This is a genomic window from Streptomyces sp. NRRL F-525 (assembly GCF_000716605.1).
Lineage (GTDB): Bacteria > Actinomycetota > Actinomycetes > Streptomycetales > Streptomycetaceae > Streptomyces.
In genome coordinates this window covers 232,070-257,594 of record NZ_JNXE01000009.1, presented here as the reverse complement: position 1 = coordinate 257,594, position 25,525 = coordinate 232,070, and the positions used below count along the sequence as shown (strand labels likewise).

Annotated in this window: 27 protein-coding genes and 1 pseudogene; 10 read left to right on the top strand and 18 right to left on the bottom strand. The window is 70.1% G+C overall.

The window, feature by feature from the left end; all coding sequences use genetic code 11:
* Nucleotides 1–71 precede the first annotated feature (71 nt).
* Entirely contained in the window at nt 72–695 is a 624-nt protein-coding gene (locus tag OO69_RS16485) for a TetR/AcrR family transcriptional regulator (protein ID WP_033281362.1), read from the bottom strand.
* Nucleotides 696–751: 56 nt separating this feature from the next.
* Between OO69_RS16485 and OO69_RS16480 the strand changes: the two genes are divergently transcribed.
* Nucleotides 752–1,513: an SDR family oxidoreductase gene (locus OO69_RS16480; protein WP_033281361.1), complete on the top strand. Its 762-nt coding sequence runs from the start codon at nt 752–754 to the stop codon at nt 1,511–1,513.
* Between the two features lie 41 nt (nt 1,514–1,554).
* Here the strand turns inward: OO69_RS16480 and OO69_RS16475 are convergent, their stop codons facing one another.
* Nucleotides 1,555–1,938, bottom strand: a complete 384-nt coding sequence (locus tag OO69_RS16475; protein WP_033281360.1) for a VOC family protein — start codon at nt 1,936–1,938, stop codon at nt 1,555–1,557.
* Entirely contained in the window at nt 1,931–2,227 is a 297-nt protein-coding gene (locus OO69_RS16470; protein WP_033281359.1) for a DUF397 domain-containing protein, read from the bottom strand. The genes OO69_RS16475 and OO69_RS16470 overlap by 8 nt, the downstream gene beginning before the upstream one ends.
* Before the next feature lie 188 nt (nt 2,228–2,415).
* On the opposite strand from OO69_RS16470, the gene OO69_RS16465 reads away from it, so the two are divergent.
* The 3 genes from OO69_RS16465 (at nt 2,416) to OO69_RS16455 (ending at nt 5,203) form a co-directional block, all read left to right on the top strand.
* The gene (locus tag OO69_RS16465; protein ID WP_033281358.1) at nt 2,416–3,201 is read left to right on the top strand and encodes a trypsin-like serine peptidase; all 786 of its coding nucleotides are present in this window, start codon (nt 2,416–2,418) and stop codon (nt 3,199–3,201) included.
* Between the two features lie 183 nt (nt 3,202–3,384).
* Nucleotides 3,385–4,329 (top strand): bifunctional lytic transglycosylase/C40 family peptidase, encoded by a 945-nt coding sequence (locus OO69_RS16460; RefSeq protein WP_106971051.1) that lies wholly within the window; start codon nt 3,385–3,387, stop codon nt 4,327–4,329.
* 166 nt (nt 4,330–4,495) lie between these two features.
* Nucleotides 4,496–5,203 (top strand): phosphatase PAP2 family protein, encoded by a 708-nt coding sequence (locus OO69_RS16455; RefSeq protein WP_033281356.1) that lies wholly within the window; start codon nt 4,496–4,498, stop codon nt 5,201–5,203.
* Between the two features lie 204 nt (nt 5,204–5,407).
* Here OO69_RS16455 and OO69_RS16450 read toward each other — a convergent pair whose 3' ends face one another.
* Together OO69_RS16450 and OO69_RS52990 are read right to left on the bottom strand one after the other, a co-directional pair.
* Nucleotides 5,408–6,979 carry an FAD-dependent oxidoreductase gene (locus OO69_RS16450; protein ID WP_033281355.1) on the bottom strand — a complete coding sequence of 524 codons (1,572 nt, stop codon included), beginning with the start codon at nt 6,977–6,979 and terminating at the stop codon, nt 5,408–5,410.
* Nucleotides 6,980–7,044: 65 nt separating this feature from the next.
* Complete coding sequence (locus tag OO69_RS52990; RefSeq protein WP_078652460.1) at nt 7,045–7,224, bottom strand: hypothetical protein; 180 nt, start codon at nt 7,222–7,224, stop codon at nt 7,045–7,047.
* Between the two features lie 157 nt (nt 7,225–7,381).
* On the opposite strand from OO69_RS52990, the gene OO69_RS16445 reads away from it, so the two are divergent.
* Together OO69_RS16445 and OO69_RS16440 are read left to right on the top strand one after the other, a co-directional pair.
* Nucleotides 7,382–8,224 carry a hypothetical protein gene (locus OO69_RS16445; protein WP_033281354.1) on the top strand — a complete coding sequence of 281 codons (843 nt, stop codon included), beginning with the start codon at nt 7,382–7,384 and terminating at the stop codon, nt 8,222–8,224.
* 107 nt (nt 8,225–8,331) lie between these two features.
* On the top strand, nt 8,332–8,514 hold the full coding sequence (locus OO69_RS16440; protein WP_033281353.1) for a hypothetical protein: 183 nt from the start codon (nt 8,332–8,334) through the stop codon (nt 8,512–8,514).
* A 50-nt stretch (nt 8,515–8,564) separates the two neighbouring features.
* Here OO69_RS16440 and OO69_RS16435 read toward each other — a convergent pair whose 3' ends face one another.
* Nucleotides 8,565–8,930, bottom strand: a complete 366-nt coding sequence (locus tag OO69_RS16435) for a metal-sensitive transcriptional regulator (RefSeq protein WP_033281419.1) — start codon at nt 8,928–8,930, stop codon at nt 8,565–8,567.
* A 197-nt stretch (nt 8,931–9,127) separates the two neighbouring features.
* On the opposite strand from OO69_RS16435, the gene OO69_RS16430 reads away from it, so the two are divergent.
* On the top strand, nt 9,128–9,748 hold the full coding sequence (locus tag OO69_RS16430) for a DUF47 domain-containing protein (protein ID WP_026151758.1): 621 nt from the start codon (nt 9,128–9,130) through the stop codon (nt 9,746–9,748).
* A 7-nt stretch (nt 9,749–9,755) separates the two neighbouring features.
* Nucleotides 9,756–10,754, top strand: a complete 999-nt coding sequence (locus OO69_RS16425) for an inorganic phosphate transporter (RefSeq protein ID WP_033281352.1) — start codon at nt 9,756–9,758, stop codon at nt 10,752–10,754.
* Nucleotides 10,755–11,288: 534 nt separating this feature from the next.
* On the opposite strand, the gene pstB is transcribed toward OO69_RS16425, so the two are convergent.
* From pstB to OO69_RS16365, 12 genes and pseudogenes are all read right to left on the bottom strand, one after another.
* Nucleotides 11,289–12,065: a phosphate ABC transporter ATP-binding protein PstB gene (pstB, locus tag OO69_RS16420; protein WP_033281351.1), complete on the bottom strand. Its 777-nt coding sequence runs from the start codon at nt 12,063–12,065 to the stop codon at nt 11,289–11,291.
* 47 nt (nt 12,066–12,112) lie between these two features.
* Entirely contained in the window at nt 12,113–13,174 is a 1,062-nt protein-coding gene (gene pstA, locus OO69_RS16415) for a phosphate ABC transporter permease PstA (protein ID WP_033281350.1), read from the bottom strand.
* The gene (pstC, locus tag OO69_RS16410; protein WP_033281349.1) at nt 13,171–14,181 is read right to left on the bottom strand and encodes a phosphate ABC transporter permease subunit PstC; all 1,011 of its coding nucleotides are present in this window, start codon (nt 14,179–14,181) and stop codon (nt 13,171–13,173) included. Before pstC ends, pstA begins: the two co-directional genes overlap by 4 nt.
* A gap of 108 nt (nt 14,182–14,289) precedes the next feature.
* Nucleotides 14,290–15,420, bottom strand: coding sequence for a phosphate ABC transporter substrate-binding protein PstS (gene pstS, locus OO69_RS16405; RefSeq protein WP_033281348.1), 1,131 nt, complete (start codon nt 15,418–15,420; stop codon nt 14,290–14,292).
* Between the two features lie 327 nt (nt 15,421–15,747).
* Nucleotides 15,748–16,188: an NUDIX hydrolase gene (locus OO69_RS16400; RefSeq protein WP_033281347.1), complete on the bottom strand. Its 441-nt coding sequence runs from the start codon at nt 16,186–16,188 to the stop codon at nt 15,748–15,750.
* A 41-nt stretch (nt 16,189–16,229) separates the two neighbouring features.
* Nucleotides 16,230–17,342 (bottom strand): CHAD domain-containing protein, encoded by a 1,113-nt coding sequence (locus OO69_RS16395; RefSeq protein ID WP_033281346.1) that lies wholly within the window; start codon nt 17,340–17,342, stop codon nt 16,230–16,232.
* Nucleotides 17,323–19,557, bottom strand: coding sequence for an RNA degradosome polyphosphate kinase (locus tag OO69_RS16390; protein WP_033281345.1), 2,235 nt, complete (start codon nt 19,555–19,557; stop codon nt 17,323–17,325). The genes OO69_RS16395 and OO69_RS16390 overlap by 20 nt, the downstream gene beginning before the upstream one ends.
* Before the next feature lie 265 nt (nt 19,558–19,822).
* Nucleotides 19,823–20,773 (bottom strand): hypothetical protein, encoded by a 951-nt coding sequence (locus OO69_RS16385; protein ID WP_033281344.1) that lies wholly within the window; start codon nt 20,771–20,773, stop codon nt 19,823–19,825.
* A complete protein-coding gene (locus OO69_RS16380) occupies nt 20,770–21,567 on the bottom strand; it encodes a hypothetical protein (protein ID WP_033281343.1) in 798 nt (265 codons plus the stop codon). Before OO69_RS16380 ends, OO69_RS16385 begins: the two co-directional genes overlap by 4 nt.
* Nucleotides 21,564–22,589, bottom strand: a complete 1,026-nt coding sequence (locus OO69_RS16375) for an ABC transporter (RefSeq protein ID WP_033281342.1) — start codon at nt 22,587–22,589, stop codon at nt 21,564–21,566. Before OO69_RS16375 ends, OO69_RS16380 begins: the two co-directional genes overlap by 4 nt.
* Before the next feature lie 523 nt (nt 22,590–23,112).
* Nucleotides 23,113–23,610 (bottom strand): annotated as a pseudogene (locus OO69_RS53865) (ATP-binding cassette domain-containing protein); the annotation flags it as partial.
* Complete coding sequence (locus OO69_RS16365; RefSeq protein WP_033281340.1) at nt 23,610–23,993, bottom strand: GntR family transcriptional regulator; 384 nt, start codon at nt 23,991–23,993, stop codon at nt 23,610–23,612. The pseudogene OO69_RS53865 and the gene OO69_RS16365, both read right to left, overlap by 1 nt.
* A 124-nt stretch (nt 23,994–24,117) precedes the next feature.
* On the opposite strand from OO69_RS16365, the gene OO69_RS16360 reads away from it, so the two are divergent.
* Together OO69_RS16360 and OO69_RS16355 are read left to right on the top strand one after the other, a co-directional pair.
* On the top strand, nt 24,118–24,660 hold the full coding sequence (locus tag OO69_RS16360) for an RNA polymerase sigma factor (RefSeq protein ID WP_033281339.1): 543 nt from the start codon (nt 24,118–24,120) through the stop codon (nt 24,658–24,660).
* On the top strand, nt 24,657–25,496 hold the full coding sequence (locus tag OO69_RS16355) for a membrane protein (RefSeq protein WP_033281338.1): 840 nt from the start codon (nt 24,657–24,659) through the stop codon (nt 25,494–25,496). The genes OO69_RS16360 and OO69_RS16355 overlap by 4 nt, the downstream gene beginning before the upstream one ends.
* The last annotated feature ends 29 nt before the right edge of the window (nt 25,497–25,525 follow it).

Sequence of the window (25,525 nt, the reverse complement as noted above, 5' to 3'; positions counted from 1 at the left end):
GGACTGGAATCGCTCAGGGGTCCGGCACGCCGTCGGCTTACCTCGTAAGGGATTTCCCGCTCATCGTCGGCTCACCGCTGCCAGTCGCGGGCCGCGGCCGCCCTCACCCGGTCGTCGTCTCCGCAGGCCAGTAGGTCGAGGAGGAGGCCTCGGATCAGGGCCAGTGCTCGGGTCGCCCTGGTCTCCGCGAGGGTCGATGGTGTGCCGGGGGGCTGGGCGCGTACGAGGAGGTCGAGCCAGTCCCGGGCCGCTTCGGCGGCGAAGCCTGCCCAGGGGCCGGGGTCGTGGGTGAGGGACAGCAGGAAGGCCTCGTACGTCAGCCGCACCATGGGGCGTTGTTCCGGTGCGGAGAGGAAGGTCCACAGGCTCTCCGTCAGGGCGTCGAAGCCGTCGTCGGCCGTACCGGCCGCGTTGGTCGCGTTGGTCGCGTTGGTCGGCTCCGCCAGGACGGCGGCCATCATCCCTACCTGTTCGTGGCGGGCCCGGGCTAGCAGTTGGCGTAGGAGCTCGTCCTTGCTGCCGAAGAGGTAGAGCAGGACGCGCGGGCTGGTGCCCGTGGCGGCGGCCAGGGGGCGCAGGGACAGGCCGGTGAGGCCGTGCTCCAGGAGGTAGCCGTAGCAGGCGTCGAGGAGTTCCGTGCGCCGGGGCGAAGGCGGTGATGGCTGTGACGGCGGTGATGACGGTGTCGTACCCACTGCGCTACCGTAACTGAAACGAGTGTTTCAGTGTCGGTCTCGGTGGAGGTCGCGGGATGGGTGGCCACGACGACTTCGCGCTCGGCGGGCGTACGGCCCTGGTGACCGGGTCGGTGCGCGGGCTGGGCCTGGAGATGGCGCGGGGTCTGGCCAGGGCGGGTGCGCGGGTGCTGGTCAACGGGCGGGATCCGGTCACCGCGGAGGCGGCTGTCGCCGGGCTGCGGGAGGACGGGCTGGACGCCTCGGCCGCCGTGTTCGACGTGACCGACCGTGCGGCTGCGCGGGAGGCGGTGCGCGGGCTCGGGGACATCGACGTGCTGGTCAACAATGTCGGGCACCGGGACAGGCGTGGCCTCGACGCCATGACGCCGGACGAGCTGGCGCACATGCTGGACGTCCACCTGGTCTCGGCGTACGCGCTGAGCCGGACGGTCGCCGAGGGGCTGGCCGGGCGCGGCACCCCGGGCCGGATCATCAACGTCTCCTCGGTCGTCGGCCAGCTGGGCCGCACCGGCGACGTCGCCTACGCCACCGCCAAGGCCGGCCTCGACGGGCTGACCCGGGCGCTGGCGGCGGACCTGGGCCCCAGCGGTACGACGGTCAACTCGGTCGCCCCGGGGACGTTCGCGACCGAGGTCAACGCCGGGCTGGCGGACGATCCCGAGTGGGGCCGGTGGCTCAAGAGCCGTACCGCGCTGGGGCGTTGGGGGCGGCCGGCGGAGATCGCCGGGATCGTGGTGTTCCTGGCGGGCGACGCGGCGTCGTTCATCACGGGGCAGACGATCGCGGTGGACGGCGGGATGACGACGACGTTCTGAGCCGTCCCTTCCGGATCCCCTTGGCTTGCCCCGGCTCCCCTTCAACTCCAGGTGCGCGCCTGGGCGTTGAACACTGCCGGGTCGCTGTGCACCGGCAGGACGCAGAGCAGGTGGCCGCCGGGGGCGCGCAGTACCCGGCACTCCAGCCAGCGGGCGGTCTCGGTCGCGCCGAGGGTGAGCAGGCGGGTGGTCTCCGCCTCCACGTCGTCGGTCTCGATGTCGATGTGGAAGCGGGGGTTGGGGTCGTCGATGGACTGAACTGCCGTGACCAGGCCGGGGATCGCCTCGTGGAGCGTGGTGAACTGCTCCTCGCCGGGGACCGGTTCCGCCGGGGTGCCGAGCGCGGCCGACCAGAAGGCCGCCGCGGCGGCGGCCTCCGGGCCCGGGGTGTCGATCAGGAGGGCGAAGACGCGGCTTCTATGCATCCGGCCCGATTCCCTTGGTTTCCGGGGCTGTTGTGTCCGCCGCACCTTCGACGTCCGTCACTCCCTCCACGAAGTGGTCGAACTCGCCTGCCTGTACGCCGAGTACGAAGGCGTCCCACTTGCGGCGGTTGGTGGTGACGACGTTCTCGGGGTCGCTGGTCTCGCGGATGTAGACCGGGGCCTCGCCGTCGTCGCCGGGGCCGAAGGCGAGCTCGATCCAGGGGCCGGGGCCGGTCGCGTCCGGTGGGGCGGCTCGTTCCCAGGTGAGGTCGGGGGGGATGTCGGACACGGGGTTTCCTTCGTCGGGTGCCGGGGAGACGACGAGTATCGCGCAGGAGAGGCGGGAGGGGCGGACGGACAGTACGGTGGACAGACCGCCGGACCAAGCGTCGACTCGAGCGCGAACGCGCTGTTCACAGCGAAATTTCAGTAAACGTCGACGTCCTTTCTCACCTTCGTGGGACAGAGTGGGGCCCGATGAAGCGCAGCTCACGCATCTCCCGTTCCGCTCGCCTCGCGGGCAACCGTAGGTACGCGCTGTTCGTCGCCGTGGTGACGCTGGCACTGACCTCGGCCTCTGTGGCGACCGCCGACGACGGCCCCGGGCCCTTCGGCGTGACCACCGTGACCGAGGTGAGCAAGCAGAGCCTGCGGGTCGGGGCCCTGTTCGGGGCGGCCCACGCCACCAGCCTCGCCGGCGGGCATCACTGCACCGCGTCCGTGGTGCACAGCGCGGGGCACAACCTCATCGTCAGCGCGGCCCACTGCCTGGACGGGGACCCGGGCGACGTGTTCGTGCCGGGCTACCGGGACGGCAAGGCGCCGTACGGGGTGTGGAAGGTCGAGCAGCGGTTCCTGCCGGACGGGTGGTCCAAGGGGCAGGCCGAGGACAGCGACATCGGGTTCGCCACGCTCGTCGAGGTGGGCGGTAAGAACATCGAGGACGTGGTGGGCGCCGACCGGTTCACGACCGGGACGGCGACCGGGGCCACGGCGGTGACGATCACCGGGTATCCCTCCGCCACCGACCAGCCGATCAGCTGCACCAACAAGCCGACCCTGCACAGCGGCACCCAGCAGCGCATCGACTGCCCGGGCTTCACCGGCGGCACCAGCGGCAGTCCCTGGGTGAACGGGGACCAGCAAGTCGTGGGGGTCATCGGCGGGCATGAGCAGGGCGGGCTGACGCCCGACATCTCGTACAGCGTGGTGTTCGGGAAAGAGGCGGCCGAGTTGTACAAGGATGCGACGACTGACCCGTAATAAGGATCAGTGTGCGGTGCGCGCGACTCGTTGAATACGCGTCAGATGTGGTGGAAGCACGGCGAAATGCCGCCACCCTCCCCGGAAATGGCCTTGAACAGGGCTGTCATGGGGGAGGGTTGAGCCGTGCGAAAAGTATGGGTGGCCGGTGGGGTCGCGGCTGGGCTGGGGCTCAGCTTTGTGATGCTGCTCGTCGTCGGGGTCTACCTCGTCGCCGGGAACCTCGTGAACGGGGCCGGCGGCGGGAGCGTCGCGCTCGCCAAGGGCGCGGTGCCGACGGCGTATTCGGCGCTCGTGCAGAAGTGGGGCAACCTCTGCCCCGCCCTCAACCCCGCGCTGCTCGCCGCCCAGCTGTACCAGGAGAGCGGGTTCAACCCGAACGCGAAGAGCCCGGCGAAGGCCGAGGGGATAGCGCAGTTCATCCCCGGGACCTGGGCCACGCACGGCATCGACGGCAACGGCGACGGCGTACGCAACGTATGGGACCCGAACGACGCGATCCCGTCGGCCGCGACCTACGACTGCGAGCTCGCCTCGTACGTGAAGGACGTGCCGGGGAACCAGACCGCGAACATGCTCGCCTCGTACAACGCGGGGGCGTACGCGGTCATCAAGTACGGGGGCGTGCCGCCGTACTCCGAGACCAAGAACTACGTGAAGACGATCACGACGCTCTCGCAGAGCTTCGCCGCGCCCGTCAGCCGGGTCGATCCCTCCGAGCAGGCCGCCACCGCGATCACGTACGCGCAGAGCAAGCTGGGCACGCCGTATCTGTGGGGCGGGAACGGTACGGCCGACCAGGACGGGCGGTTCGACTGCTCGGGGCTGACGAAGGCGGCGTTCGCGAGTGCGGGGATCACGTTGCCGCGCGTCGCGAACGATCAGTACAACGCGGGGCCGCATCCGCAGCGGGCCGAATTGCTGCCGGGAGATCTGGTGTTCTTCTCGGACGACCTGACCAATTCCCGGGCGATCCGGCATGTGGGGATTTATGTCGGCGGCGGGTACATGATCGACGCACCCCGGACGGGTGCTGTGATCCGTTTCGACCCCATTGACACCCCCGATTACTTCGGCGCCACCCGGGTCACCGAAGATGGCGCGAAAGCGCTCCCCACGACGGTGTGAACCGAGCGTGAACCCACCCCCTGAGCTGCGGCGATGAGTCTCTCTTCGATAACGTCTGAGTGATCATTCGGTGGAGGGTGGAACGTATTAACCGGGACCGTGCGTTCCTGTTCAGTAATGCGCACGAGAGGTGCGCCCGGAACTACGACGAAGGAGCCGCAGCACCATGGCTGTACTCGCCGAATCCGGGTCGAATCCCGACGTCGATCTGCTCTACGACATCAATGGGCTCGCCAAGGACGCACCGCACTGGTTCGACCGGGGTATGTCGTTCGTCGGGGAGTACGGGTTGCTCGTCGCGATGGTGCTGCTCGTGGTGTGGTGCTGGTGGTCCGTGCGGCGGCGTGGGGGTGAGGACGCGGCGGGGTCTGTGGCCGGGCTCGTGTGGGCGCCGCTCGCCGCCTCGCTCGCCGTGCTCGTGAACGTGCCCATACGCGGGTTCGTGGAGCGGCCGCGGCCGTTTCTCGACCACACGGGGATCGATGTGCTGATCTCCGGGAAGACCGACTTCTCGTTCGTGAGCGATCACGCGACCATCACCATGGCGATGGGGGTCGCGTTGTTCGTGGCGGATCGGCGGTTCGGGGTGGTGGGGATCGGGCTTGCGTTGCTCGAAGGGTTCTGCCGGGTCTACATGGGTGTGCACTATCCGACTGATGTGATCGGGGGGTTCGCGCTCGGTACGGCTGTTGCGCTGCTGCTCTCGCCGGTTGCGATGGCTCTGCTTACGCCGGTGCTGAAGGCGGTTGAGGGGTCGGCGTGGGGTGGGTGGCTGGTTCGGTCGGCCGGCGCGCGGGGGGTTGGGCGGGATGCCTTGATTCCGGGGGCGCGTAGTGAGTCGTCCGGTACGGAGGAGCGGGACCTCGCTGCCTGAAGGCTTTGAGGTCGGTTCTTTGGCTGCGGGGCCGTTGTGGCTGGTCGCGCAGTTCCCCGCGCCCCTAGGGGGTGTGGCGGATCGGGGTTGATTGGTTCCGCCTGGGGTGGTCGCGCCCGCGCGGCGGAGCCGCAAATAGATACAGCCCCGCGCCCCTAAAGACAAAGGGCGTCTTCGGGACCGGAGTCGACCCGGTCCCTCCCCTTACAACCCCTGCGGGTACGTGAAGAAGTGACCGGGGTCGTACTGCTTCTTCAGCGTCGTCAGGCGGGTCGCCGCGTCGCCGTAGTACGCCTTGCGCCAGTTCGTAAGAGTCGGGTCTGTGTAGTTCTGGTAGGCCGCGCCGGAGGCGTAGGGCTTCATGGCGTTGTGGAAGGACGTCAGCCAGGACTGGGCTGACGTGCCGGCCGTGCCGGAGGGCCAGGAGACTATGTACTGGGCCAGGATGCGGGAGCGGCGGTGGACGAAGGCCGTTGCTGTGGGGGAGACACGGTTGACCGCGCCGCCGAGGGCCGTCAGGGCGATGTCGCCGGAGTTGCCGCGGACCGCCTTCATCTGGTTGAGCATCGTCTGGATGCCCGTGGCCGAGATCGAGCGGTCGAAGAAGTCCGAGCGGCCGACGTAGGTCTCCCTCGCGAGTGCGCCCTGCGGGGAGCGGCCGGGGGTCGAGCCGGGCAGGTGGCACTGGGCGTCCGTCGAGAACGACGAGCAGCCCGCGTACGCGTCCATCGACTCCTCGTACGTGTGCCGCTTCAGCGAGACGCTCGACGCGTTGCCGCCGACCAGGTGGGCCAGCTTGTCGACCGCGTTCTGGAGTTCGTTGTAGGTGCCCAGGGAGAAGCACGCGACTGAGACCTTGGGGGTGCCGCCCGGGGTGTTCGTGAGGTGGCAGGACGACCAGATCTCGTCGGGCTGGTCCGGGCCCCACTCCTGCCAGGCCTTGACCACGGCCGCCGCCATCGACGACGGCCAGGTCAGATAGCCCGATACGGCCTGGGGTGCGGGGTGGGTCTTGAACTGGAGCTCCGTCACGACGCCGAAGTTGCCGTTGCCCGCGCCGCGCAGTGCCCAGAACAGGTCTTTGTTCTCAGTGGAGTTGGCCACCACCTGCTTGCCGTCCGCCGTGATCAGCGTGGCCTGCGTGAGGCTGTCGCAGGTCAGGCCGTACGCGCGGGAGACCACGCCGTGGCCGCCGCCCAGGGTGAGGCCGGAGACGCCGACCGTGGGGCAGGAACCGGCGGGGATGGTCACGCCCTTCGCGGCCAGGCCCCGGTACACGTCGATCAGTTTGGCGCCGGCGCCGACGACCGCGGAGGAGCCGCTCGCCCGGATCTTGTTCAGCTTCGACACGTCGAGGATGAGGCGGCCGTCACCGGAGGAGTAGCCGGCGTAGGAGTGGCCGCCGTTGCGGATCGCGACGCGGATGCTGTGGGCGCGGGCGTAGGCGAGGACCGAGCGGATGTCGTCGGGGTTCGCCACGTACGCCACCGCGGCCGGCTTCAGGGAGTCGAAGCGGGTGTTGTAGAGCTGGTGGGCCGTCTTCCAGGAGGCGTCACCGGGGCGGACCAGGGTGCCGTCCAGCTCGCGGGCCAGGGCGGCCCAGTTGGCGGCGGCGGCCGCGGTGGTGGTGCGCAGGCCCGATGTGCTCGTTGAGGTGGAGGCGCTGGTCGCCGTGGCGGACGTGTCACCGCCGCCGGTGTTCTTGCCGTTGCACGCGGTGGTCGCGACCGCCGCTATCGCGGCCACGCCGCCGCCTATGAACGAACGCCGTTGCATTTCGCCTCCTGTGGGGTTCCGTGAAGTGAGATACGGGCCGGACCCCACAAGTTCTCGTGGTCATGTCACAGGTTCGGAACAGGCAGATGCCCGGTGGCATCCGTCCTGGCCTGGCTTCTCGCCCGTCTCGCGGGGCCTCGCCAGCCGCAGACGCAACGGGCGAAGCAGAAGGGGCCCTGCTCGACCGTCGTCGTGCGGTGTTCGGGATGTGCGGGGGGAGCCTGCCGTTCGTCCTGCTGCGCCACACCGACCACGGTACCCAGTCCGGGTAAAGCGCTCGTATGGCGGTCGCGCGACGCCCCTAGGGCGGTTGTACGGCCGCGACGACGCGTGACGGGCCCATCTACCCGTCGTTAAGCGGAACGACAGGGCCCGTGACGACGTACGGGGGTACGGCAGGCTATGGAGCGGCAGCAGAGGCGCGCGGGCGGAGCGGTCGTCGCGGCCGGACTCATGGTCGGGGTCTGTGTCGGCACCGGTGGGTGCGGCGGCGGCGACGGGGTGGCGACCGCGGACGCACGCGGCGGCGGGGACGTGGCCGCGGTGGTGCGGCGCGCGGCCGACTCCCTTGTGGCGGCGGGGAGTTCGCAGGCCCGTACGTCCATGGAGATGGCCACCGGCGGTACTCGCGTGACCATCCGCGGCGAGGGCGTCTACGACTTCCGGCGTCGGCTCGGCCGGCTGAGGGTGCAGCTGCCGCAGGACCCGGCGGGCGCCAGCGAGCACCGGCCGATCACCGAACTCCTCGCGCCGGGCGCCCTGTTCATGAAGAACCGGGGCGCCGGGGTGCCCGCCGACAAATGGGTACGGGTCGACACCGGGACGCTGTCCGACGGCAACCTCGTGACCGGCGGCGCCACCGACCCGTACGCCGCCGCCGAGTTGCTGCGCGGGACGACTACGGCGACGTATCTCGGAAAGACGGAGGTGGCCGGGGCCTCCGTGCGTCACTATCGGGGGGTCGCCGATCTCGCCGTCGCGGCACGGAGTGCGTCGGCGGGGAACGAGGTGGCCCTGAGGTCGGCGGCGAAAGGGTTCGCCACCGCCCGGGTGCCCTTCGACGTCTACCTCGACGACCAGGGGCGCGTCCGCAAACTGGGGCAGCGGTTCAGCTTCGTCAACGGGCAGCGCCACAACCCGGTGGCGGTCACCTCGACGACGTTGCTGTACGACTTCGGGGCCCCCGTGGACGTACGGCTTCCGGCGTCGAAGGACATCTACGCCGGGCAGATCGCCGAGAAGTGACCTGAAACGGTCGGTGTGGGTCGGGGTGAGGACTAGCCCGTCCGTGCCATGCGCGTTGTGTAGACCGCTCCCTACTCTAGGAAGTCGGTGGCGGCAGAGAAGAGGTGATGCACGTGGCTCCGGTCGGCGGTACGGCAGTTCAGGACCACGTGGCCCTCGCCGAGATCGAGCTGTGCGGAGACCTGATCATCGCGGCCTCGGCCGCCGAGGACCGGCTCAGCCTGGAGAGCATCGACGAGGTGCTGAAGGTCGCCGAGGAGCGGGACGCGTCGTCCTGTACGCCCGACTAACCGGTCGGGATCCCCGCACTGGTTAGTTTCGTGCGGAGGGGCCGGGTTGGTCAGGTGCGGAGGAGTCGGGCGATCGCCTTCGTCGCCTCGTCGACCTTCGCGTCGATCTCCTCGCCGCCCTTGACCGCCGCGTCGGCGACGCAGTGCCGCAGGTGTTCCTCCAGGAGCTGCAGCGCGAACGACTGCAGGGCCTTCGTTGAGGCGGACACCTGGGTGAGTATGTCGATGCAGTAGACGTCCTCGTCGACCATGCGCTGCAGACCGCGGACCTGGCCCTCGATCCGGCGCAGGCGCTTGAGGTGCTCGTCCTTCTGGTGGTGGTAACCGTGCGTGACCGGTTCCTGGGCCAGGTCGTCGACCGGCTCCCGCGTCGGTTCGGAGGGCGCTGCCGCCGCGCCGGCCTCGGTGGTCGTCATCGCGTCCATCGCGTCCTCCAGACATATACCCCTAGTGGGTATATCGTAACGAACTTTGCTGGGTATAGGGCCCTTGGTACGCCCCCGTGCGGATCACTGTGCCTGATGGGCGACACTGGGGGACGGCCCATTAGCCGTGGCCGGATGATGCACTTAGCATCAGCCTGACCGAAACCCATGCTTCCCGAGGACCCCTTGTGCGCTTTCGTCTGACCCCCAGGGAGACGAGCTTCTACGACATGTTCGCCGCGTCCGCGGACAACATCGTCACGGGCTCGAAACTCCTCATGGAACTGCTCGGGGCGGACACCGCCGGCCGGGCCGAGATCGCAGAGCGTATGCGGGCCGCGGAACACGCCGGTGACGATGCCACGCACGCGATCTTCCATCAGCTGAACTCCTCCTTCATCACGCCCTTCGACCGCGAGGACATCTACAACCTCGCTTCCTGCCTCGACGACATCATGGACTTCATGGAGGAGGCCGTCGACCTGGTCGTCCTCTACAACGTGGAGGAACTGCCCAAGGGCGTCGAGCAGCAGATCGAGGTGCTGGCGCGGGCGGCGGAGCTCACCGCCGAGGCCATGCCGAACCTGCGCACGATGGACAACCTCACGGAGTACTGGATCGAGGTCAACCGCCTGGAGAACCAGGCCGACCAGATCCACCGCAAGCTGCTGGCCATGCTCTTCAACGGCAAGTACGAGGCCATCGAGGTGCTGAAGCTCAAGCAGATCGTGGATGTGCTGGAGGAAGCGGCGGACGCGTTCGAGCACGTGGCGAACACGGTGGAGACCATCGCCGTCAAGGAGTCCTGACCTCTCCATGGACACCTTCGCTCTGGTCGTGACCATTCTGGTCGCGCTCTTTTTCACGTACACGAACGGTTTTCACGACTCTGCGAACGCCATCGCCACGTCCGTCTCGACCCGGGCGCTGACTCCGCGCGCGGCGCTCGCGATGGCCGCCGTGATGAATCTCGCGGGCGCGTTTCTCGGTTCCGGTGTCGCCAAGACCGTCAGCGAGGGGCTGATCGAGACGCCCGAGGGGTCGAAGGGGATGGGGATCCTCTTCGCCGCGCTGGTCGGTGCGATCACGTGGAACCTGATCACCTGGTACTTCGGGCTGCCGTCGTCGTCCTCGCACGCGTTGTTCGGCGGGATGGTGGGGGCCGCGCTCGCGGGTGGTACGGAAGTCATCTGGCACGGGGTCGTCGACAAGGTCATCGTGCCGATGTTCGTGTCGCCGGTGGTCGGGCTGGTCGGCGGTTATCTGGTGATGACGGCGATCATGTGGATCTTCCGGAAGGCGAACCCGCACAAGGCGAAGCGGGGGTTCCGGATAGCGCAGACCGTGTCCGCGGCCGGTATGGCCCTCGGGCATGGTCTCCAGGACGCGCAGAAGACCATGGGTGTCGTGGTGATGGCGCTGGTGATTTCCGGCCACTCGACGTACGGCGATCCGATTCCGGTCTGGGTGAAGATCGTCTGCGCGTTGATGCTGTCGCTGGGGACGTACGCGGGTGGGTGGCGGATCATGCGGACGCTGGGGCGGAAGATCATTGAGCTGGATCCGCCGCAGGGGTTCGCGGCGGAGACGACCGGTGCGGCGATCATGTTCACCACCGCCTATCTCTTCAAGGCGCCGGTTTCCACGACCCATGTCATCACCTCGGCGATCATGGGGGTCGGGGCGACGAAGCGGGTCAATGCGGTGCGGTGGGGTGTTGCCAAGAACATCGTGATGGGGTGGTTCATCACGATGCCGGCGGCGGCGATCGTCGCGGCGCTGGCGTTCTGGGTTGTGGACCTGGCGTTTCTGTAGGCCCTGTATGCCGGGGGCTGCGCCCCCTGGCCCCGTGTTTCCCACCCACCCACCCGTTTACGGTTGGTCAAGAGGGTGGCGTAGAAGCAGGGCGAAGGGGCCGGGGTCTCGTGAGGGCTCCACCTCTCGACTCACCGTAAGCGGGCGGGGCGGGCAAACAAGTCGAGACGCCGGCCGTGGCGTGACCCGGGCGCCTTGGACCGCTCACCTCTCAGCCCACCGTAAACGGGCGGGTGGGCGGGAAACCAGGAACGCGCACCCCCACCGGCCCGCACGAGCGAACGGCCTGTCCCGGCGGGCACCTCTCAACTCACCGTAAACGGGCGGGTGGGCGGGAAACCAGGAACGCGTACCCCCACCGGCCCGCACGAGCGAACGGCCTGCTCCGGCGGGCACCTCTCAGCCCACCGTAAACGGGTGGGTGGGTGGGAGACGCAAACGAACGGGCCCGCCCCCGGGAGCCAGGGGCGGGCCCTTTTCGTCCTCGCGGTGGCACCGCCATGCAGCACCGCGAGGGGTTCTTGACGCCGGCGTCTAGCCGAAGCGGCCGGAGATGTAGTCCTCCGTGGCCTGGACCGACGGGTTGGAGAAGATGCGCTCCGTGTCGTCGATCTCGATGAGGCGGCCGGGCTGGCCGACCGCCGCGAGGTTGAAGAAGGCCGTACGGTCCGAGACGCGGGCCGCCTGCTGCATGTTGTGCGTCACGATGACGATCGTGAAGCGTTCCTTCAGCTCACCGATCAGGTCCTCGATGGCCAGGGTCGAGATGGGGTCCAGGGCCGAGCACGGCTCGTCCATCAGCAGGACCTTCGGCTCCACCGCGATCGCCCGCGCGATGCACAGCCGCTGCTGCTGGCCACCGGAGAGACCCGAACCGGGCTTGTTCAGGCGGTCCTTGACCTCGTTCCAGAGGTTCGCGCCCTTCAGCGACTTCTCCACCACGTCCGACAGCTCGCTCTTCTTGTAGCTGCCGTTCAGACGCAGCCCCGCCGCCACGTTGTCGAAGATCGACATCGTGGGGAACGGGTTCGGGCGCTGGAAGACCATGCCGATCTCGCGGCGCACCGACACCGGGTCGATGCCGTGGCCGTAGAGGTCCTCGTCGTCCAGGAGGACCTTGCCCTCGACGCGGCCGCCGGACGTGACCTCGTGCATACGGTTGAGCGTGCGCAGGAACGTCGACTTGCCGCAGCCGGAGGGGCCGATGAAGGCCGTCACCGAGCGCGGCTCGACCGTCATCGAGATGTCTTCGATTGCCTTGTGGGAGCCGTAGAAGGCGGTGAGCCCGCTTACGTCGATTCGCTTGGACATGACTGCTTCACTTCCAGAGATTCAGATCGGTCGCTGAGTAGGCCGCGTCAGCGACCGGTCTTGGGGGCCTTCCAGCGGGCGATGCCGCGGGCCACCAGGTTGAGGATCATCACGAAGGCGATCAGGGTGAGCGAGGCCGCCCAGGCGCGGTCGTAGGCCGCTCCGGCGCCCGCGCTCTGCGCGAACTGCTGGTAGATGTACAGCGGCAGCGACGCCTGCGCCCCGTGGAACGGGTCGTTGTTGATGAACGGGTTGCCGAACACCAGCAGCAGGACGGGCGCGGTCTCACCGGCGATACGGGCCACCGACAGCATGATGCCGGTGGTGATGCCGCCGATCGCGGTCGGGAGGACGACCTTGAGGATCGTGCGCCACTTCGGGATGCCGAGGGCGAGGGAGGCCTCGCGCAGCTCGTTCGGGACGAGCTTCAGCATCTCCTCGGTGGAGCGGACCACGACCGGCATCATCAGGATGGCCAGGGCGCAGGAACCGGCGAAGCCGAAGGGCTCCATGTCCCACATGAGCATCAGGGACAGGATGAACAGACCCGCGACGATCGACGGGATGCCCGTCATGACGTCGACGAAGAACGTGACCCACTTGGAGAGGGCGCCGCGTCCGTACTCGACCAGGTAGATCGCGGTGAGCACACCGATCGGGGCGCCGATGAGGGTGGCGAGGCCGACCTGCTCCAGGCTGCCGATGATGGCGTGGTAGATACCGCCGCCGGGCTCGGAGTCGGCGACCACACCCATCGAGTGGGTCAGGAAGTAGATGTCGAGGACCTTCACGCCGCGCGAGATCGTCGTCCACAGGAGGGAGACGAGCGGGATGACGGCGAGGAGGAACGCGACCCAGACCAGGCTGGTCGCGACCCGGTCCTTGGCCTGGCGGCTGCCCTCGACGCGCGTGGCGAGGACGTACGTACCGACGACGAAGAGGATCGCCGCGATCAGGCCCCACTGGATCTTGCTGTCGAGGCTGCCGACCAGTCCGATGAGGACGGCCAGGACGATGGACCCGCCGGCGATCGCGTACGGCGACCACTTCGGGAGGGTCGCGCCCTGCAGGGTGCTCGCGGGCTTTTCCGCTACGGCTGCGTTGCTCATGCGTTGGCCCCCGAGTACTCCGCGCGGCGGGCGATGATGAGCCGGGCCGCACCGTTGACCAGCAGGGTGATGACGAACAGGACGAGACCGGACGCGATGAGCGCGTCCCGGCCGTCCGCCGACGCCTCGCTGAACTTGCTGGCGATGTTCTGGGCGAAGGTTCCGCCGCCCGGGTTGAGCAGGCTGGCGTGGATGATGAAGTCCGGGGAGAGCACGGTGGCGACGGCCATCGTCTCGCCGAGCGCGCGGCCGAGACCGAGCATCGAGGCGGAGATCACGCCGGAGCGGCCGAAGGGCAGCACCGCCATGCGGATGACCTCCCAGCGGGTGGCGCCGAGGGCGAGGGCCGCCTCCTCGATCATCTGCGGGGCCTGCTTGAAGACCTCGCGGCTCACGTTGGTGATGATCGGCAGGATCATGATCGCCAGCAGGATGCCGACGGTGAGCATCGAGCGCGGCGCGCCTTGGTCCCAGGAGAAGATCCCGGTCCAGCCGAAGTAGTCGTTCAGCCACCCGAAGAGCCCGACCATGTGCGGTACGAGGATCAGGGCGCCCCACAGGCCGTACACGATGGACGGTACGGCGGCCAGCAGGTCGATGACGTACGAGACCGGGCCGCGGAGCTTGCGCGGGGCGTAGTGCGTGGTGAACAGGGCGATGGCGACCGCGACCGGGACCGCGATGACCATGGCGATGATCGAGGACACCACCGTGCCGAACGCCAGGACGGCGATGCCGAACTTCGGCGGCAGCAGGTTGGTGTTCCACTCGAAGGTGGTGAGGAAGTTCGCGTGGTCCTTGCTGATCGCGAGGGAGGCGCGATAGGTGAGGAAGACCGCGATCGCGGCCATGATCACCAACAGCAGGATGCCCGACCCACGGGAGAGACCGAGGAAGATCCGGTCACCGGGTCGGGTGGCGCCACGGGCCGCGCGCTTCTGGTCCGCGGCGGCGGGCTGGGGGGTGGGAGGCGGTGCCTCTGCGGGGTTCTTTGTCGATATATCCATCGGTTTTCTCCGGTCTGCGGGTCCACACGTGCTGTGTGCGGTCCGTGGCGGCGGTGCACCGGACGGTGCGGCCGGGTCCCTGGTCCGGGACCCGGCCGCACACTCGGACTAGCTGATGCTCGCGATGGTGCTGCGAACCTTGGTGATGATCGCGTCGGGGATCGGCGCGTAGTCGATGGTGCTGAGGACCTTCTGGCCCTCCTCGCTGGCGATGTAGGTGAGGAACGCCTTCGTCGCGGGCAGCGTGTCGGCCTTGTTGCCCTTGTCGCAGACGATCTCGTACGTCACCAGGGTGATCGGGTACGCGCCCTCGGCCTTGGTGTTGTAGTTGAGCTGGAGCTTCAGGTCGGAGCCGGTGCCGACGATCTTGGCGTCGGCGATGTCCTTGGTCGCGCTGTCGGTGCTGGGCGCGACCGGGGCCGAGGCGCCGGTGTCGATGCTGACCGGCTTGACGCCGTCACCGACGTAGGAGAGCTCGAAGTAGCCGATGGCGCCGGAGGTCTGCTTGACCCCGGCGGCCACGCCCGCGGAGCCGGCCGCCGACTGGCCGCCCTTGGCCTGCCAGGCCTTGCCGCCGGAGTACTTCCAGTTGGCGGGGGTGGTGGCGATCAGGTACTTGGTGAAGTTGTCCGTGGTGCCGGACTCGTCCGAGCGGTGGAACGCCTGGATCTTGAGGTCGGGCAGCGTGGCGGACTTGTTCAGCGCCTTGATGGCGGGGTCGTTCCACTTGGTGATCTTGCTGTCGAAGATCTTGGCGAGCGTCGGGGCGTCCAGGACCAGGTTGTCGACACCCGGGACGTTGTAGCCGAGCGCGATCGGGCCGCCGACCATCGGGAGGTCGATGCCCTGGCCGCCGGAGCAGACCTTCTTCGAGGCGGTGACCTCTTCGGGCTTCAGCGCGGAGTCGGAACCGGCGAAGGCCAGCTGACCCTGGTTGAAGGAGGTGACGCCGGCGCCGGAGCCGCCGCCCTTGTAGTTGATCTGGACGCCACAGGCCTGGCTGAAGGCCTTGACCCACGCGTCGATCGCGTTCTTCTGCGCGGACGAGCCGTCGGCGAGGAGCTGCTGGCCCTTCTTCGCCGTGCCGCAGTTGGCGGAGCTGGCGTTGGCCGTCGACGAGCTGCTGCTGCTCGAGGAGCCGCCGTTGTCGTCCGAGCCGCACGCCGTGAGGGCCAGGGCGCCGGAGACGGCGAGAGCACCGAGGGTGAGGGCCCGCCGGTTCATGCGCTGAAGCTTCACTTGAAAGAGTTCCTTCCGAGAGCCGCCGTCCTGAATTACGGCGGCGTGCGAAGACGGGGTGACGCGGGTGGCGACCCCCAGGTCGCGGCTCGCATCGCGTAAGGCCGAAATTAGGCAGAACAGGTGAAGGCGCCTATGGGCATAAGTGAACGGAGGGTGAACCCCTGTGGGCGGTGCGGTTAGGTCACGGAACGCTCACGTCGAGGACACGGGCTGATTCCGGACTATGCCAGGCTCGGAGCGGCCGGGAGCGCGTCCACGAGGGTGCCGTCCCCCGGCTGGGTGAGGCGGTTCTGCGCCGCCGCCGGGGAGAACCGCGCGAGCCCCTCACGGTTCCCGTCCGTCCTCGTCGGTGCCGACGGCCATGAGCGCGAGGGAGATCAGGTCGCGGTCCCGCTCGTAGGAGAGCCGCCGGTGGGCCTCGTCCGGGGTGAGCCAGAGCAGTACGTCGACCTCGTCGTTGGGCGCGAAGGATCCGCCGGTCGCCTCCGCCGCCCAGTAGCGGACCTCTTTGGGCCGTCCGTGGTGGTCGAGGTACTGGGCCGACGGGAGCCGGGTCCCCAGCCGGCACGCGAAGCCGGTCTCCTCCAGCACTTCGCGACGGGCCGCCTCCTCGAACGTCTCGCCCCGCTTGAGCTTGCCCTTGGGCCACGACCAGTCGTCCCATTTTGGCCGGTGGACCAGCGCCAGTTCGAGGGCTCCGGCGGACGGGCGGCGCCACAGGACGCAGCCGGCCGCCTGGACGGTGGTGTCGTGCGTGGAAGTCACTGGTCGTTCACCGTCTCCTCCGTGCGGGTTCGTTCGGGGCGTCAGGGGGTGCCCACCGCCTGCTTCTGCCACGACTGCTGGAAGGCGAAGCGGGCCGCCTCCACCTCGTGGCGCTGGTCGGCGTGGAGCACGCCGAGCGCGTACGCGGTCGCCGGGGCGATGCGCGGGGTGCGGGCCGCCGACGCGGCCGCCGCGGCGGCCTCCGAGGCGTCCCGGTGCAGATTGAGGGCCTGGCCGGCCGCCAGCAGGCGTACGTCCAGGGGCGCGCCGTCCCCGTGCAGGACCTCACCGGCGTAGCGGTGCAGCCGCAGCAGCAGCCGGACCTGGTGCCAGGGGCCGTCCTGGGGGTGCGGGGCGGGGTCGGGGGAGAGGCCGTGGATGAGGGCCTCCGCGTTGTACGGGTGCCCGGCGGTGACCAGGGGCAGCGCGGTGACCGCGTCGGTGAGGCGCTCCCCGGCGGCGGCGGCCAGCGGACGCAGGTCGGCCGTGGCCGCGGCCGGGGTCAGCGGGACCTCGCTGGCCAGCACGGCGACCTTGTCGGCGACCGCGTGGAAGCGGGAGGAGCCGAGGGCCTGCAGCGCGGTGGAGTGGGCCCGGGTCCGGGCCAGGGTGAGCTGGCGCTCCAGGAGGGCGCCCGCCTTGGCCGCGCCCACGGTGAGGTTGCCGCGGTCGGCGGTGGCGGTCGGGGCCGCGGCCGGTCCGCGGCCGGCGGCGGTGGCGGGCGCGGGGATGCCCCGGCCCGCGCCGGTGACCCGGCCGCCCACCGCCGAGGCCGCCGACTGGGCGGGGATCGCCGCCGAGCCCGAGAGCCGGTGCAGCGCCAGCAGCAGCCGCTCCAGCCGGGCCGCGCACGCGTGCTCCAGCGCCAACGTGCCCGACAGCCATGCCAGTTCGGGGCGCATCTCCTCCGACCAGTCGGCGTCCAGCAGCGGACGGAAGGTGTGCAGGCTGCCGCTGATCCGGCGGGCCGAGTGGCGCAGGGCGCGCGCCGCGTCGACGGAGTCCTCCGTGCCGTTCTGGCCGTTGCCGGTCTCCCGGTGCAGCCGCAGGGCGCGGAGGAACTCTGTGGCCTGGCCGCGCAGGTAGCCCGCGAGGGCGTCCCCTGTCACGGCCCGGGCCTTGGGATCCGTCGGGTCAAGGTGTTGCTGTGCCACGCCGGCGCCTCCGGGCGTCTATGAGCATCTCCTGGACGTTGCGCAGTGGTTGGCCCTCCGCGTCGGTCGCGTGCCGGGTCCACTCGCCGTCCGGGCCCAGGTGCCAGGAGGAGGTGGTGTCCGACATACCGGTTTCCAGCATCCGGTTGAGCGCGGCGCGGTGGGCCGGGTCGGTGACCCTGACGAGGGCCTCGATCCGACGGTCGAGGTTGCGGTGCATCATGTCGGCGCTGCCGATCCACACCTCGGGCTCGCCTCCGTTGCCGAAGCCGAAGACGCGGGAGTGCTCGAGGAAGCGGCCGAGGATGGACCGTACGCGGATGTTCTCGGACAGGCCGGGGACGCCGGGCCGCACCGCGCAGATGCCGCGGACCCACACGTCGACCGGGACGCCCGCCTGGGACGCGCGGTAGAGCGAGTCGATGATCGCCTCGTCCACCATCGAGTTGACCTTGATGCGGATGAACGCGGGGCGCCCGGCACGGTGGTGCTGGACCTCCTTGTTGATCCGGGCGATCAGGCCGTCGCGCAGGGACTTGGGGGCGACCAGCAGCCGGCGGTAGGTCTCGCGGCGCGAGTAGCCGGACAGCCGGTTGAAGAGGTCCGAGAGGTCGGCGCCGACCTGCGGGTCCGCCGTCAGCAGCCCGAGGTCCTCGTAGAGGCGGGCCGTCTTCGGGTGGTAGTTGCCGGTGCCGACGTGGCTGTAGCGGCGCAGCAGGTCGCCCTCCTGGCGGACCACGAGCGACAGCTTGCAGTGGGTCTTGAGACCGACCAGGCCGTAGACGACATGGCAGCCCGCCTCCTCCAGCTTGCGCGCCCACTTGATGTTGGCGTGCTCGTCGAAGCGGGCCTTGATCTCGACCAGGACGAGGACCTGCTTGCCGGCCTCGGCTGCTTCTATGAGCGCGTCGACGATCGGGGAGTCGCCCGAGGTGCGGTACAGGGTCTGCTTGATCGCGAGGACGTCGTCGTCGTTCGCCGCCTGCTCCAGGAACCGCTGCACGGACGTGGAGAACGAGTCGTACGGGTGGTGCAGCAGCACGTCCCGGTTGCGCAGGGCGGCGAAGATGTCGGGCGCGGAGGCCGACTCGACCTCGGCGAGGTCGCGGTGGGTGCCCGCGATGAACTTCGGGTACTTCAGCTCGGGCCGGTCGAGCGAGCCGATGCGGAACAGCCCGGTCAGGTCGAGCGGACCCGGCAGCGGGTACACCTCTGCCTCGCTGATCTTCAGCTCGCGCACCAGCAGGTCGAGCACCTCGCGGTCGATGGACTCCTCGACCTCCAGGCGCACCGGCGGCCCGAAGCGGCGCCGCATGAGCTCCTTCTCCAGTGCCTGGAGCAGGTTCTCGGCGTCGTCCTCCTCGACCTCGAGGTCCTCGTTGCGGGTCAGCCGGAACGCGTGGTGCTCCAGGATCTCCATCCCCGGGAAGAGTTCCTCCAGATGGGCGGCGATGACGTCCTCCAGGGGGACGTACCGGCCCGGCGAGGACTCCAGGAAGCGGGAGAGCAGCGGCGGCACCTTCACGCGCGCGAAGTGGCGGTGTCCGGTGACCGGGTTCCGTACGACGACCGCGAGGTTCAGCGAGAGGCCCGAGATGTACGGGAAGGGGTGCGCGGGATCGACGGCCAGCGGGGTCAGCACCGGGAAGATCTGGTGCCGGAACAGCGTGAAGAGGCGGGCCTGCTCCTTCTCCGTCAGCTCGTTCCAGCGGACCAGGTGGATGCCCTCCTCCGCCAGCGCCGGGGCGATGTCCTCGTGGTAGCAGGCGGCGTGCCGGGCCATGAGCTCGCGCGAGCGGGCCCAGATCATCTCCAGCACCTCGCGCGGCTGCAGGCCGGACGCGGAACGGGTGGCGACACCGGTGGCGATACGGCGCTTCAGGCCTGCCACCCGGACCATGAAGAACTCGTCCAGGTTGCTGGCGAAGATCGCGAGGAAGTTCGCCCGCTCCAGCAGCGGGGTGTTCGGGTCCTCGGCCAGTTCCAGGACCCGTTCGTTGAACGCGAGCCAGCTCCGCTCCCGGTCCAGGAAGCGGCCTTGCGGCAGCTGGGGCCCGTCGTACGGCGACTCCTCGTACTCGTCGAGGTCGGCGTCGATGTCGGGTTCCAGATCGGAGACCGCCGCCGACACGGTGTGCGGGCGGTGCGCGGCTATGGAGCCCACGGAGGGCTGCGCGTGCTGGACCTGTGCCTGGGCGTTGGGCTGGCTGCTCATGTGCCCATTGTTCCGCGCCACCGGTGATACGGGCGCGTCGGACAGCGCCGGAAGGAGCGGGAGGACGGCCCCGTTGCTCCCGTTCACCTCGGGAGGCGGCGAAGGCTCTGGCACGACGGGCTTCATTCGCCGAGCCTCGCAAGCCCGTCTGAACCGTTGGTTACGGCGACATGGCGTGCGGGATATCGGGGGGCGGCTCCCGGACGTCTACGGCACGGAAACGAACGTAACGGATGCGTGGGAGCCGCGGGGAGGGGGGATCCGGTCAGGCTGTGCGGCGGCGCAGCAGGGTGAAGGCGGTGGCGAGGACGAGGGCGGTGACGGCGAGGGCGATGCCGGTCTCCACGAGCTGGAGGGGCCAGAAGTGGGAGGCGGGGTGGTACTGGACGTAGTAGCCGGTGATGTCGACCGACTTGAGGCACTTGGCCTGTTCGAAGCAGGTGTCGGGGACATGGCCGCCGGTGGAGGTGACGGCGCCCCGGTCGCCGACGAGGACGTTGCGCGGTGCGTCGTAGCCGGTGTTCAGGGGGCTGGTGCGGGTCACCCATGGCCACAGGTGCGGGCGGGCGAAACCGAGGGTGGTGAGGGCGAGTGCGGTGGCGGCGAACGCGAGGCCCATCGACGTCACGAGGCGGCGCTGGAGCAGGCCCGCGAGGGCGCCGACGGCGAGGCCCAGCAGGGGGAAGGCGATGGCGAGGGTGCCGTTGGGGACGAAGGTCGCCCCGTTCCACCAGTTCCAGGTGACCGGCACCTGGTGGGCGTCGTACAGCAGCCGGTGCAGCAGGACGAGGACGGTGGAGCCGGCGGTGATCAGCGCGGCGGGCACGGCGAGGGTGGTGGCGAGCCAGCGGGTCGGGGAGATGCCCTGCGTCCAGGCGAGCCGCGCGGTGCCGTTCTCCAGCTCGCGGCCGACGAGCGCGCCGCCCACGAGGGCGGCGAGGTACGGGACGAAGCCGATCACGAACTCGGCGCCCGCGTAGGCCAGGTGGTAGTTGCTGATCGGGGCGCTCCAGTCGCACCCGTGGGCGGAGCACTTGCGCTTCCAGTCGGCCGCGGCGGCGTTCCCCCCGGGGCCGTAGGCCCACAGCAGGGCGCCGGCGGCGGCGGTGAAGAGCACCGCCCACACGATCAGCACACCGCGCTGCAGCCGCAGGACCGCGTGCACGGGTCCGGCCGCACGGATGCGGGCCGTCGGGGCGCCGGCGAGGGCGGTCATACGGCGGCTCCCTTGATGTCCGTACGGCGGCCGAGCAGGGTGAACGCGGCCGTGAGGGCGAGTGCGGTCAGGGTGAGGAGGGCGGCCGTCGCCGTGAGCTGGACCGGCCAGAAGTGGCGGTCGGGCCAGATGTCGTCCCACTTGCGGCCGAAGAAGTACCGGGCCGCGTAGGTGACCCCGGCGGCCACCGCGAGCGCGGGCAGCGCGCGGCGGAGGGCGACTCCGGCGAGCGTGCCGGCGGCCAGGGCGAAGAGGACCAGGGCTACGGCGAGCGGGCCGGACGGGACGAGGACGCGGTCCCAGGACCAGTTGGTGACCAGGATGTCCTGGTCGGTGGTCCAGATCCAGGCGAAGAGCAGGGCGAGCAGGGTGGTTCCGGCGGTCAGGGGAACGGCGGCCGCGGTGAGCTTCGCGGTCAGCCAGCGGGCCGGGGTGACGGACTGGGTCCAGGCCAACCGGGCGGTGCCGTCCTCCAGTTCGCGGCCGATCAGCGCGGCGCCCGCCCAGGCGGCCACGGCTGTGGAGACGTAACTGAGCACCTCGCCGAGGAAGTTCACGACGTTGTTGACGTCGGTGAGGACGAAGTACGTGTCCGGGACGCAGTCGGGGAACGGCTTGCAGGTCAACTGGTGGTGCAGGTCGGCCCGTTCGGCGGGGACCCGGGACAACTGCACCCAGAGCAGCGCCCCCACGGCGAGCAGCAGGAACACTCCCCACACGATCAACGCCGGTCGGTGCAGCCGCAGTACGGCCCGCTGCGGTCGGGCGGTGGGGCTCATGGCGAGGGTGGTCATACGGCGGCTGCCTTGCGTGCGGGCGCCGTCGGGCCGGTCTGGCGCTGGAGGAGGCGGAACGCGGCCACGGTCAGGGCGGCGGTGACCGCGAGGATGATCGCGGTGGCCGTCAACTGGAGGGGCCAGTAGTGGGATTGGGGGTGGTACTCGTTGTAGTAGCCGACGGCGTCGAGCTTGGCGTAGGCCGTTCTGCAGGGCGCGTAGGTGATGGGTCCGCAGTCCGGGCTGGCGATGTGCGCGCCGGTGGAGGTGACGAGTCCCTGCTCGATGACGATGCCGGAGCCCGCCGGGCGGTCGTGCTTGAGGCTGCTGACCTGGGTGACCGTGGGCCACAGGTGGGGCGTGGCGATGGCCATGACGCTCCACAGGAACCCGGTGCCGAACAGTGAACCCACCAGCGAACCGAGGGAGTTGGGCTTGCGCAGGCCGAAGAGGGCGCCGATCACCAGGGCGGCCAGGGCCATGGCGGCGGTGGCGGTGCCGTTGGCGGCGTAGGTGCCGACGTCGTACCAGTTCTTGGCGGTGTCGATCCGGCCCTGGCTCCTCGACCACGCCCAGTGGTGCAGCCCGACCAGCAGTCCGGAGCCCACGGCGATCAGGACGGCCGGGAGGGCGAGCTTCGCGGCGAGCCAGCGGGCCGGGGTGACGGACTGGGTCCACGCCAACTGCGCGGTGCCGTGCTCCAGTTCACGGCTGGTGAGCGTGGCGCCGGACCAGGCGGCGACCAGGAGGGGGACGGCGACGACGGCGATGGTCGTGTAGTTGTACCAGTCCTTGTAGCGGCCGATCGGGCGCACGTCGTAGGTGCAGTGGAACGGCGTCGAGCAGGCGTTGTACCGCTGCCACTCGTGGGCCGCCGCGTCGGTGAGCGGCCCGCCCAGCCACAGCAGGAGGCCGACGAGGACGAGCACGAACGCGATCCAGGCGACCAGGGCGGGCCGGTGCAGGCGGATCAGCCAGCGGAGCAGGTGCGGTGATCCGGTCCGGCGCGCGATGACCGGCGGTGTGGCGAGGGCGGTCATACGGCGGTCTCCCGGGTGTCGGTGGTGGGTGGGTGCTGGAGGCTGGGGGTGAAACTAACCACTGTGCTGGCGTGTGAATGGTTAGAAATGACCCCGGCTTCCCGAGGGTGCGGGGTCGCCGGGGCGCTCACGCGACGGTCTCCTCGGTCTTGGCGGCGGCGGGGGCGGCGCCGGCCTCCGGGTTGCGCAGATAGGAGAGGACCAGCTCCTCCAGCGAGGGGGTGCTGGTGCGCCAGTCGGTGTCGAGCGGGCTCGACGGGCGGACCAGGGCGCTGAGCTGGCGGCCGGTGGTGCGCGACTCGACGACCGTGTGCGGGTCGAGGTCCGTGTCCGCGGGCGCGGACACATGGACGTGCGCGGCGAGCAGCTCGTCGATCTCCCCGGCGAGGCGGACCCGGCCGCCGCCGATCAGCAGCAAGTGGTCGCAGGAGTCCTCCAGTTCGGCCACGACGTGCGAGGACATCACGATCGTGGTGCCGAACTCGGCGGCCTGCGCCATGAGGATGCCCATCATCTCGTGCCGGGCCAGCGGGTCCAGGTCGGCCATCGGCTCGTCCAGGAGCAGCAGTTCGGGCCGCTTGGCCAGCGCGAGGGCGAGCGCGACGCGGGTGCGCTGGCCGCCGGAGAGCGCGCGGATGCGGGACTTCGGGTGCAAGTCCCCGTCATCGACGATGCGTTGGGCGACGGAGGCGTCCCAGCGGTCGGTGTTCAGGTCGGCGCCCATGCGCAGCGTCTCGGTGACGGTGAGCTGCGGGTAGAGGGGCTTGTCCTGCGCGACGTAGGCCACCCGCTCGCGGGCCGTGCCCGCCGCCGTGCCCAGGACGGACAGCGTGCCCTCGGTGGGGGCGAGCAGTCCGGCGGTCAGGGCGAGGAGCGTGGACTTGCCCGCGCCGTTCGGTCCCACGACCGCGCAGACGCGCCCGGCGGGCAGCCGGAAGGCGCAGTCCCGCAGGGCCCACCCTCCCCGCCGGCCGAACCGCTTGCCGAGAGCGGCGGCCTCTATCGCGGCGGTGCCTGTCATCAGTCTTCTCCTTGGAAGTGCTTCTCGAGTACGGCGGTGAAGAGCGCGGCGACGTCGTCCCGGCCGAGGCCGGCCTCCCGGGCCCGCGCGGCCCAGTCGTCGAGCTCCAACCGCAGGGGCGAGTCGGCGGGCGTGGTGCTCAGGCCGCGGCGGACGAAGGTGCCCAGGCCCCGGCGGGCCTCGACCAGTCCCTCGCGCTCCAGCTCGCGGTAGGCCTTGAGGACGGTGTTCGGGTTGATGGCGGTGGCCTCGACGACCTCGCGGGCCGTCGGCAGCTTGTCGCCGGGCTCCAGCATTCCGAGGCGCAGGGCCTGCTTGGTCTGCTGGACGATCTGAACGTAGGTGGCCACGCCGCTGTGCCGGTCGATGCGGTACTCGACCACTGGGGTTCCACCACCCTTTCACTAATTGAGTAGTGAAAGGGTGGTGCAGGGGGGCTGAGAAAGTCAAGTGAGATCGATGTGCCGGTCCGTGAACCGATCGGCGGGGCTCGTGCGATGAGGAGACGTGAGGGATACGGGAAGCGACGGGGAGCTGCTGCGGGCCATCGCGGCGGACGGTGACCGGCGCGCGTTCGAGGAGCTGTACCGGCGGTACGCGCCGTGGCTGACCGCGCGGCTGCGCGGCCGGTGCGCCGACGCCGGGATGGTCGACGACGTCGTACAGGAGACGTTTCTCGCGGTGTGGCGGGGCAGTGCGCGCTACCGCGAGGACGGCGACGTGGCCGGGTGGCTGTGGCGGATCGGGTCGCGGCGGCTGATCGACGTGCTGCGCGGCGACGGGGCCCGCGGCCGGCTGCGGCAGGCGCTGGCGCGGCTGCGGCACCGGGACGAGGCGTCGGCGGAGGAGCGCGTGCTCGCGGGAGTCGAGCACGGGGACCTCGCCGGCGCCCTGGTCCGGCTCTCGCCGGAGCTGCGGGCGGTCCTCCAGGCCACCGTGATCGACGGGCTGACCACCCGGGAGGCCGCCGTGCTGCTGGGCATCCCCGCCGGCACGGTCAAGACACGGGCCATGCGGGCCCGTAAGCAACTGCGGGAGGAGCTGGCATGACCTGGCATGTGGCCGAAGACGACGTACGCGCCTATGCGCGGGGCGAGTTGGCACCGCCCATGCTCTGGTCCGCCGACACCCACCTCGCCAAGTGCGCCGAATGCAGGGCCCTGTTGGCGTCGGTCACCGACCCGGTGGCCCTCGACGCGGGCTGGGAACGCCTCGACGCCGAACTCGACGCCCCCAGAAGGGGGTTGACGGAATCCCTCCTCGTCCGCCTCGGCGTCGCCGACCACACGGCACGCCTCCTCGCGGCGACACCGGTGCTGCGCCGCTCGTGGTTCGGCGCGGTGGCCCTGCTGCTCGTGATGACGGTCCTGGTGACCGACGCCTCGAACGTCGCGACGCCGAACGTCTTCCTCGCCCTCGCCCCGCTGCTGCCGCTCGCGGGCGTGGCGATGGCGTACGGCCCGGTGCTCGACCCGACCTACGAGATGACCGTCGTAGCCCCGATGCACGGCTTCAAACTCCTGATGATCCGCACAACCGCCGTACTGGCGGCGGGGCTTGGCCTCAACGGCCTCGCGACCCTGGCCCTGCCCGGCTACGGCCTCGCCGCCCTGGCCTGGCTGCTGCCCGCGCTCGCCCTCACCTCGACGAGCCTCGCGCTGACCCCGCGCCTGGGCCCGGTCCTCGCACCGGGCGCGGTCGGCGGGGCCTGGACCGCGCTGCTGCTGGTGGCCCACGGGCGGGCGGCGCACGGCGGCACGCTCGCCCCGTTCACCGCGACCGGCCAGACGGTGGCCGCGGCGGTGGCGGCCCTGGCCGCCGGCCTCCTCTACCTGGCCCGCGACCGCTTCGACACGAAGACCCCGGGCTTCCGCCCAACGGCCTGAATTTCGCTACGACTTGCTGACTGGAGTAC